The organism is Bradyrhizobium sp. 2TAF36 (assembly GCF_052114925.1).
In the GTDB taxonomy this organism is placed as follows: domain Bacteria; phylum Pseudomonadota; class Alphaproteobacteria; order Rhizobiales; family Xanthobacteraceae; genus Bradyrhizobium; species Bradyrhizobium barranii.
In genome coordinates, this window is record NZ_JBFRFR010000163.1 from 1 (window position 1) to 7838 (window position 7838).

The following is a 7838-nucleotide window of genomic DNA, read 5'->3' on the forward strand; positions in this document are numbered from 1 at the left end:
GCCTGACAGTGTAAGGCTCTCCGATCTCGAGCCGCGGTTCGTCTGCCGGGGTTGCGGTAATCGCGGCGCCGAGGTTCGGCCGGATTTTGAACGTGGCAACCCGCAGCTCGCAATCATGGGGTACCGAAACACGCAATGACCAAGGGCTGGGGGCGGCTTTTCGAGGAGCCGATCGAGGTGGACGGCCGCAAGCTGGTGACCCAACGCCCTCTTTTACGACCAGTGAGGAGCGACGATTGCAGCCATGCTGAACGCCACAACGCAGGCGGCGGCCAGGGACCACAGTGCTATGGCGATCTCTCTAGGCATGCGTATTGAACGACACTCTGTGGAACGGGTTCCTAAGTGGACGAGACCGCCAACTCAGACGGCCCGACACCAGCCGTAAGTCTAGCGCCGGGCCTGACCGGGYGGCGTCGGGGAAGCCAACCCCGCGGGGCTGTTCACTACCCTACGCTCGCTTTATCGCCCGCACCGTAAATTTCGTGAGAGCTTCAACCGTCCGTTGAGGCTGTAGACCCCTAACTAAGCGGAAGCCCGTGGGCCCTCTCGAGACTGGGCCGCGGGAAACTTTAGGGCCTTGTGCTTGGGGTCCAGGGCCCGCCAGCGCGAACTGCGCATACGAAGAGGCCTCCAACTGGGAGGCCTTAACTTCAGGTGGGGACTCTTAGACCGGGGGACCGCAGCCACTCGCTGATGTGCGAGCCGGTTTCAGCCTGCCGTGCTTTCCTTTCGACGGTTTCGCGCAGATTGCCATGCGGAAGCAATTCGGCTTGTTCATGCAGGCGCTTCGCCTCTTCGGCGAGACGTTCTTCAAGGGATTGGGTTTGCGTGAAATGCCGACGCATGGCGCTGCTCCTATCTAGAGGAGGCGGGAGCGCTAATGGCGTTCTCATCACCGATGAAAGCCAGGGCCGCGCGGTGATAAGGTGGAGGGTGGCACATCTTTGTTCCCCGTGATGGTCAATATTGCTCACCTCCGAGGCCCGCCAGCGTGAACCGGCGGCGAGGAGATCGCCAACTGAGGCGGCCTTACTTCTTTTGCTCGGGATGAAGCGCAGCCCTTTGGACTTGCATCTCCTCAATGAGCTTTTTGATCCCGTCATGTGCTAACTGATCGTTTATTCGAGTCGCATGACGACGGTAGCGCTCGATCTTTCCGTCCAGTTCCTTGCACTTGTCGCACATCATCATTCCGCATTCGCGCTGGATGGGCGGTCCCCAATGACCGTCCTCAAGTTAGACGGCCAAGCTGTCGATTTTGTTCATCTATCGAATTAGGACACCCCCAAAATCAACTTAGGACACCGGAGCTAACCACGGACAGCTCCCCTTTTTCAGGGGGACCGTTCAGAGGAACCGCAAGGGCGGCGAATGTTTGAGTCGTCGCTGGCTCGCCGCCGAGCTGGCGGAGCGGCCCCGGCCTACCCCCTCGACCCCTGAAGCCGGGGCCGGCTCTCCGCCCAAGGACAGCCTTGAAGTGCGTAGCCCTGCTCCTGCGAGTTCAACTGCGCGGAAGTCGGAGGGAGAATGTCGTTCCCGTTTGTTCGTTAGAGGCGACAGAAATTTCGCCGCCGTGGGCTTCGACGATTAATTTCGCGATATAGAGACCGAGGCCCAGATGTGTACTGTGCTCAGAATCATCGCTGACGTCCTGGCCGCGCATCCAAGAGTGAAATACTAATTTTTGTGTGTCCGTGGGGATTGGTGAACCCATGTTGTGCACGGCTATTGTGACGGTGCCGGGATCGTTGCCTACGATCCTCACAGTGATGGGCTGCTCTCGGTCGCCATATTGGGTGGCGTTGCCCATCAGGTTCGACAGCACCTGTCCCAGGCGCGCAGCGTCACACGAGCACGTAGGATCTCCGTCGTGCGCGACCTCAAAATCACGATCCGTGTGGATGGCGCGTAGCTCATCTGCAATCTCCTGACAGAGCGCCACCATGTCGATTTTGGTCTTTACAACTGGGAGTTCAGTACCGAAGGACGAGCGCGTGAGATCGAGTAAGTCATTTAAAATTTGTGTCGCCCGGCCGGCCGCCGTCCTAATCTCCGAAACCACCTTTGCCTGTTTCGGATTTGTTATTCCGGATCGCTCCATCCACTGAGCACCCATCGAAACCGCGCCTATGGGGTTGCGCAAATCATGACCCAGCACGCCCAAGAACAAATTGCGGGAGTCATTAATCGTCTTAGTGTAGTGAGCTACCGACTCCGTGACAGCCTGATCAATCGCTTCATTGAATCGCGTGAGGTCTTCAACATCGGTTGCAGCCAGCCCTTGATGATGAGCCACCCATTGCTTCACAACACTTGCGCGAAGCGCCCGGTATTCGGAGACCATCTGGTCGATGTCAAAACCATCGGCAAGGCGAAGAGCGGCATGAACCTCAGCCGCGCTCTCGGAAAACGGATTTTCTGGAGGGCCCACGCCGCGCGATTTATCAAACCTCTCTCGCGCAGTCTGCGCAGATTCGAGGTCGTCTGCAATAAACCCGAGAATATCCACGACATGATCTTGCAAAGCTAGCTTCGTCATCTTGTCGCTGGCCGGCGATATAGTTCGCGCGAAATCGATCCATTCCTTGACGATAGCGGCGTGGTTTTGCCGAATGAAGTCCGCCAGCCGGCGTTCATGCCCTCGTGTCTCACTTGGATTGGTCACAGCCGGCCCCTTTGCGCATGTTGAGTATTCTGCCCTGGTTTCTTTTGTTAAGGTGAAAGCCCGGCATGCTTCGAGTGAGTTCAGAAACGCTTGTTAGCGGCGGCGCAGGCTGAAGAGGTCAATGACCGAAGCCGCCAAACTTAGGCGGCCCTACTCTTTCGGGGCGGGGGGGTGATTGGCGGCCTTCGCTTCCGTCGCCTGTGCGATCAGGATTGCAATTTCGTCCAGTGTTTGCCGGTCGTTGATCCCGAGTGACAATCGTCGATATCGGGCGATCTTATCGTCGTACAGAGTGCACTTTTCACACATGCTTCCGCTCGCATATAGGGCGGGAGCATGAAGCACTCTCAGTCACCGATGGACGCCTCGGACTGGGCGGTGATCTCGGGACCATAAACCAGAACTCGGGTTCCCGACAGAAGGAACACAGCCCGCCAACGGAGGCGGCCTCAATGCCTGCGCCGTTCGACCGCGAATGTGAATTTGAGGTGGAGCACCGGACCGATGTCGTCCCGGACTTCAATCGACATCTGTCGGCCACTGGTCCCTAGGGTGCCGACGGCATCTCGGGCCATATCGGCCAGCGAGCGCGCCGCCTCTTCCTGCACCTTCTCTATGGTTGAGAGCTCCAGACCTTCCTCATCCGGGAAAATCTCGTCACCCTCTCTGATGTCAAAGTAATACCGTCTCATCAGACCAGAACGACGCCGACCTCAAATTGTTCTTTTCGTAAAGCAGGCCATCCATCCCCAAATCAAACTAGGCCACTGAGGCCGGAAGCAGGCCATCACCCCTACCTCTGTTCGTTCCTCGTGAGGGACGCCAGTCTATCCAGTTGACCAGCCAACCCCACATAAGTTCGAGCAATGTTTTTCAGGACGTCGGAGCGATCCTTGGAAATGCCGCTCGCGCCAGAAAGTCTCTTGTAGAGGTCAGCATGTTCTCGGCACTCAGCAATGTTGATCACTGGCTCACCCTCCCTTTTGCCGGCGCGAGTGATAGAGCGCCTTTCGCCGCTGGCTTGCATATACCATGCTAGGGCCCGTCAAAGATCAGCTTCGGACATTGAAGTACGGCCAGCGCCTAAGGTCGGACACAAGCCAGTGCCCATTTTTGGAATGATGGTCCCAAAGGAACGACGAGCGCGGGGGAATTTTGAGTCATCGCTTGCTCGCCGGCAGAGCTGGCGGAGCGGCCCCGGCCTTAAACCCCTAAGCCCCTGCCAGCCGGGGCCGTCTCTCGGCCTTGTAGTATCGGAGTAGCGTATGCGTTCCTCGCCCTCGATCGTGCCGGCCGACCGCCTCGACCGCGACATTTATCTGGTGCTTGAAGACTTCGGCGCTCGCGCCGGTTGCGCCTGGCGCGAGACGGATGAGGCTGACACCGACCTCGAGACGATCCTGCAAAATCTCCTGTCCGGCCAGTACGCCTATCCGGTCCGAATTGTATCCTTCAATCCCGTCGAGGGATGGTCGCGAGATGCGACTTCCGACGTCGCCGACGCACTGGCCCAGCGCGCATCTGACACTGACACCGAGGTCTCTTCTGCACTGCAAGCCTTCATCGCCGCCAACGCCACAAGGAGCTTCGACATGCAGCTAGCGCTGCCCTTGCGCGGAATCGCCTGATGTCCAGCGACGAAAAGCCCCTTGCGGCCGGTGCAATGGCTACGACGTGCGCCAACTGTGACGATCTCGGCTGGGTTTGCGAGAACCACCCGGACCGCCCCTGGGAAGGCCCACGCGCCTGCAACTGTGGGGGCGCGGGGGCGCCCTGTCCGGCCTGCAACGCTGCTGGCGATGGGGAAGTGCCGCGTATGCCGGAAGGCTTTCGAGTCGAGGTCGACAAGGACGGCTGGCGGCACTGAGGTGCCTTGTGAGCGGCCCCAAGCGCGTTCGCAGTAGCGCCGAACGGTCGCTGGCGACTTCATCGGCGGGTCCACAAGAGCCGCCTTCGGCGCTCACCCGCCCGATACGCACAGCGCGACCAGTCGTCTGGCCCAGCGCGAACCAGCGACTTGGACGTAAACCGATTGCTCCGTAATCATAGGGGAACGATGCTCTTCACTGCGGCGCGAACCCCGCTGTAAACTGATGCCGGATTGTGAAATCGATTCGCAGAAAGATGGCTAAATCCTCGAAACTTGTCGCCGCGAAGAATGGGCGAGTACTTCTGGTCCGACGACGGCGCGATAAGCGCTGGGCGTTCCCGGGCGGCCGTAAGCGTGCGGGTGAAAGTGAGAGGAAGTGTCTTCGCCGCGAGATCACCGAGGAACTGCCGAAGCTAAAACTTGGGCCAGTGAAGCTCTGGAAAGAGGTAAAGGGAAAAAACCGTCAATCCGGACGACAGATGAGCGACGCGATCTTTGTGGCCAAGAAGGCGTCCGGTCCCCTGAGGATCGGCGATAAGAACGAGATCGACAAAGCGGCTTGGCGCAAGCCGCGCGGCATCAGACTCACGCCCACGTCGCGCTACATCCGGGACAAGTTGTTTCCGAAGTAGATCACGCGCTCGCAACTGCGGCCTCGAACCCAGCGGTCAACCGCGCAACCGTTTAGCGCGGGTCCAGACCTTCTTCAGATATCGTTTTCGGGCTCCCGGTGCACCAACCTTCCCCCCCCAAATGCGAATGAGTTGCCGTGATCGACCGGAAAGCTCGGCGACTTCCTTATAGCTCGCAAGACCATTCTTGAGCATGTAGAGCGCGGCGGCCTTGGTGACATCCTTGGTGCGCATTTGCAGTGCGATCCCGATTGTCGTTTCGGGCCAGATGCTGATGCGTCAATGACTGTAATGCCCTCAGGGGGCGGCTCAAAGTACAACTGGCCACCCACCTTGCATCTTCTCAAAGCTAGTGGTCTGGCTTTTCGCGCACGATCACGCCGGTCTTAGGGTCGGCGTGGAATTCCATCTTCTGTCCGTTCTTGATGCCTTCGCCCTCCCATTGGCCGTCGTCGGCTTCAAGCTTAGTGACCTGCGAATAGCCCGACTCCATGACCTTGGCCTTCACTTGCTCCATCGGCATCCAGTCAGGTCCGGGTTGGTCTGCTCTCGCTGCTGAGCCAATGGCGAGGGAACCGAGAACCAGAATTGTGGCAAGCTTCATTTTGGCCTCCTCTCGATGAAAGGCTTCAACGGGCGCGCTGAATTGATGTTCCTCTGTCGCGCCCGCGGACTTGGTGTCAGATCGACGCAAACGAATGGACTTCCGTTTTGGGCCCCTGGGGACAAGATGGTCGGCTTCGGGTCAAAACCGGCAACGCGGCCCCTTCTTACGGGAAAGACGATCCCTATCTCCGCATCATGCGTACCGCGTTCGAATTCTGCCTGCCGACCGCCGCCAAGGTGGTGCCGGCTGGCCCCGACTGGATCCACGAAATCAAGTATGACGGCTATCGCCTGCGCGTCGAGGGGCAAGACCGTGCGGCTTTTCACCCGCAACGGCCACGACTGGACCAAGCGATACCCCTGGATCGTCGAGGCCGCGCTGAACAACCGCGAGCAGCAATTCGCCATCGACGGCGAGGCCGTGGTGCTCGGCGTCGACGGCGCCTCGGACTTCAACGCCCTGCACTCGCGCAAGCATGATCACGAGGTTCAGCTCTATGCGTTCGACATCCTCGCGCTTGGCGGCGAGGACCTGCGCCAGCTGCCATTGACGATGCGCAAGACCAATTTGGCGCGGCTGCTGCGCGGCCGGCCTGATGGCATATTCGTCGCGCCGTTCGAGGCTGCCGAGATCGGTCCGGATCTATTCGCCGCCGCCTGCCGCATGGGCCTCGAGGGCCTGGTCTCGAAACGCCGCGACCGGCGTTATGGCGCCGGCCGCTCGAAAGACTGGATCAAGGTGAAGAACCGGACCCATCCGGCAATGACGCGAGAATTCTGAGCGTTCGGTCGCGCGCCTCCTGCCCAATCAAGGCCCGGCGGTTCAATTGCCCCTTTCCGTCCATGCCCTTTCTGGGCCCCTCGGTCGGCTGCGGGCAGCGTTCAGTCTATCGGCCTCTGCTTCAGCAGTGGAGTGCGACAAGCCAGACAGAGGCTTCCCGCCTTTTCCGATCGCAGGCACATCTAGTGAAAGATCCAGTACGGTGAACCGGCCGGTTACCGGTCGCTCATACCAAGCAACGTACCGCGCCTTCATTTCGGTCATTCTAGACCCCCTCGGTAGCGGATCGATCCTCGAATAGATCAACGTATCGCGCATGGAGAATCACGTAGCCCTTGGCACCGTCTAAGAGCACCTTGACCTGAGTGGCCGTTGCTCCCTGACCAAGAACGATGCCTTTCTTACCGCTAAGACGCGGTCCAGCCAAAGCAGCAATGACGATCCGTCGACCAGCAAGAAGCTCGTCCTTGGCGGCCATTAGGTCCGCAGATCTCGGCAGGTTACGGTTTGTGCTACGCGGCATGGCTTTAAAATAGCGCAGCACCATTGAGTTAAAAAGCCCGTGTGTCGGGGGACCACGGCTTGCGCGACCTTTTCGATCGGTCAAGCTGGCGAACCGCTAAGCGTGAATGGTGATCGCAATGCGTACTGCAGAACAATTGATGCAACTACCACATGTATTCAATCTTGGTGCACGTGATCAAACCCGCACGGTCTAACAAGCCGCTTATTTGTGCGCGCTGCTCAACAAATCTGCTAGCTGCGAGGCGCCAAGCGGCGTTGACTTTCAGCGGGTCCTTGGCGTGACACCTAGATGCCCCCGGCGCTAGCCTCAGGCCATCCATCCGCGGCAGCCCCTGTCGTAAACCGGCAGGGGTTGCTTATTGGTGGTAGGCCCGCCAGTGAACCAGCGGGCCTTTGCCCGGCGGAGTATTTACAGCTCCCACTAGAGTGAAGCACTGATGTCTGACGACGGCGCACTCAAGAAGGAAATCGACGCTCATCAGCAGCAGATGACAGAGGCTGAACGTAAACTTTTGGTCGGCCTCGATGAGTTCATCAAGGGCAAGGTCGCGCTAGGCGTGCCCAGAGAGCGCGCCTACGCCATAGTTGCGGAGATACTCCCGTACGCTCGAGAGGTCAGAGCACGCGATCTACGCCGCGCGTTTAGGGTCGTCTAAGGCGTCCCGGGAGAGCTAGGCCCGCCAGCGTGACCAGCGGGCTGGTAGCGATCGTCAGGCGCAGTCGCGACCTCCGCGGGGTACGATCGAAGTACTGGCT

At 59.3% G+C, this 7838-nt stretch carries 10 protein-coding genes; 4 read left to right on the forward strand and 6 right to left on the reverse strand.

From position 1 onward, the window contains the following. Nucleotides 1–653 precede the first annotated feature (653 nt). The 3 genes from AB4Z51_RS43380 to AB4Z51_RS43390 all read right to left on the reverse strand — a co-directional run bounded on the left by AB4Z51_RS43380 (nucleotide 654) and on the right by AB4Z51_RS43390 (nucleotide 3360). A complete protein-coding gene (locus AB4Z51_RS43380) occupies nucleotides 654–848 on the reverse strand; it encodes a hypothetical protein (protein WP_135217206.1) in 195 nt (64 codons plus the stop codon). Between the two features lie 656 nt (nucleotides 849–1504). Then, nucleotides 1505–2668 carry a sensor histidine kinase gene (locus AB4Z51_RS43385; protein WP_135217205.1) on the reverse strand — a complete coding sequence of 388 codons (1164 nt, stop codon included), beginning with the start codon at nucleotides 2666–2668 and terminating at the stop codon, nucleotides 1505–1507. A 449-nt stretch (nucleotides 2669–3117) separates the two neighbouring features. Beyond that, on the reverse strand, nucleotides 3118–3360 hold the full coding sequence (locus tag AB4Z51_RS43390) for a DUF6894 family protein (RefSeq protein WP_135217204.1): 243 nt from the start codon (nucleotides 3358–3360) through the stop codon (nucleotides 3118–3120). A gap of 573 nt (nucleotides 3361–3933) precedes the next feature. Here AB4Z51_RS43390 and AB4Z51_RS43395 point away from each other — a divergent pair. Together AB4Z51_RS43395 and AB4Z51_RS43400 are read left to right on the forward strand one after the other, a co-directional pair. Continuing rightward, nucleotides 3934–4296: a hypothetical protein gene (locus AB4Z51_RS43395; protein ID WP_135217202.1), complete on the forward strand. Its 363-nt coding sequence runs from the start codon at nucleotides 3934–3936 to the stop codon at nucleotides 4294–4296. Between the two features lie 496 nt (nucleotides 4297–4792). Beyond that, the gene (locus AB4Z51_RS43400) at nucleotides 4793–5170 is read left to right on the forward strand and encodes an NUDIX hydrolase (RefSeq protein ID WP_135217209.1); all 378 of its coding nucleotides are present in this window, start codon (nucleotides 4793–4795) and stop codon (nucleotides 5168–5170) included. A 36-nt stretch (nucleotides 5171–5206) separates the two neighbouring features. On the opposite strand, the gene AB4Z51_RS43405 is transcribed toward AB4Z51_RS43400, so the two are convergent. Together AB4Z51_RS43405 and AB4Z51_RS43410 are read right to left on the reverse strand one after the other, a co-directional pair. Beyond that, a complete protein-coding gene (locus AB4Z51_RS43405) occupies nucleotides 5207–5404 on the reverse strand; it encodes a hypothetical protein (protein WP_135217200.1) in 198 nt (65 codons plus the stop codon). A 115-nt stretch (nucleotides 5405–5519) separates the two neighbouring features. Beyond that, complete coding sequence (locus tag AB4Z51_RS43410; protein ID WP_039156949.1) at nucleotides 5520–5774, reverse strand: PepSY domain-containing protein; 255 nt, start codon at nucleotides 5772–5774, stop codon at nucleotides 5520–5522. A 279-nt stretch (nucleotides 5775–6053) separates the two neighbouring features. On the opposite strand from AB4Z51_RS43410, the gene AB4Z51_RS43415 reads away from it, so the two are divergent. Next, a complete protein-coding gene (locus tag AB4Z51_RS43415) occupies nucleotides 6054–6557 on the forward strand; it encodes an ATP-dependent DNA ligase (RefSeq protein WP_346283364.1) in 504 nt (167 codons plus the stop codon). Nucleotides 6558–6822: 265 nt separating this feature from the next. Here the strand turns inward: AB4Z51_RS43415 and AB4Z51_RS43420 are convergent, their stop codons facing one another. Beyond that, on the reverse strand, nucleotides 6823–7104 hold the full coding sequence (locus AB4Z51_RS43420) for a hypothetical protein (protein ID WP_283016715.1): 282 nt from the start codon (nucleotides 7102–7104) through the stop codon (nucleotides 6823–6825). Between the two features lie 415 nt (nucleotides 7105–7519). Between AB4Z51_RS43420 and AB4Z51_RS43425 the strand changes: the two genes are divergently transcribed. Next, nucleotides 7520–7738: a hypothetical protein gene (locus tag AB4Z51_RS43425; protein ID WP_283016716.1), complete on the forward strand. Its 219-nt coding sequence runs from the start codon at nucleotides 7520–7522 to the stop codon at nucleotides 7736–7738. The last annotated feature ends 100 nt before the right edge of the window (nucleotides 7739–7838 follow it).

Coding starts and splice junctions, on each gene's coding strand:
- AB4Z51_RS43380 (WP_135217206.1), bottom strand. CDS start 848: ATGCGTCGGCATTTCACGCAAACCCAATCCCTTGAAGAACGTCTCGCC.
- AB4Z51_RS43390 (WP_135217204.1), bottom strand. CDS start 3,360: ATGAGACGGTATTACTTTGACATCAGAGAGGGTGACGAGATTTTCCCG.
- AB4Z51_RS43395 (WP_135217202.1), top strand. CDS start 3,934: ATGCGTTCCTCGCCCTCGATCGTGCCGGCCGACCGCCTCGACCGCGAC.
- AB4Z51_RS43400 (WP_135217209.1), top strand. CDS start 4,793: ATGGCTAAATCCTCGAAACTTGTCGCCGCGAAGAATGGGCGAGTACTT.
- AB4Z51_RS43405 (WP_135217200.1), bottom strand. CDS start 5,404: ATGCGCACCAAGGATGTCACCAAGGCCGCCGCGCTCTACATGCTCAAG.
- AB4Z51_RS43410 (WP_039156949.1), bottom strand. CDS start 5,774: ATGAAGCTTGCCACAATTCTGGTTCTCGGTTCCCTCGCCATTGGCTCA.
- AB4Z51_RS43415 (WP_346283364.1), top strand. CDS start 6,054: ATGACGGCTATCGCCTGCGCGTCGAGGGGCAAGACCGTGCGGCTTTTC.
- AB4Z51_RS43420 (WP_283016715.1), bottom strand. CDS start 7,104: ATGGTGCTGCGCTATTTTAAAGCCATGCCGCGTAGCACAAACCGTAAC.
- AB4Z51_RS43425 (WP_283016716.1), top strand. CDS start 7,520: ATGTCTGACGACGGCGCACTCAAGAAGGAAATCGACGCTCATCAGCAG.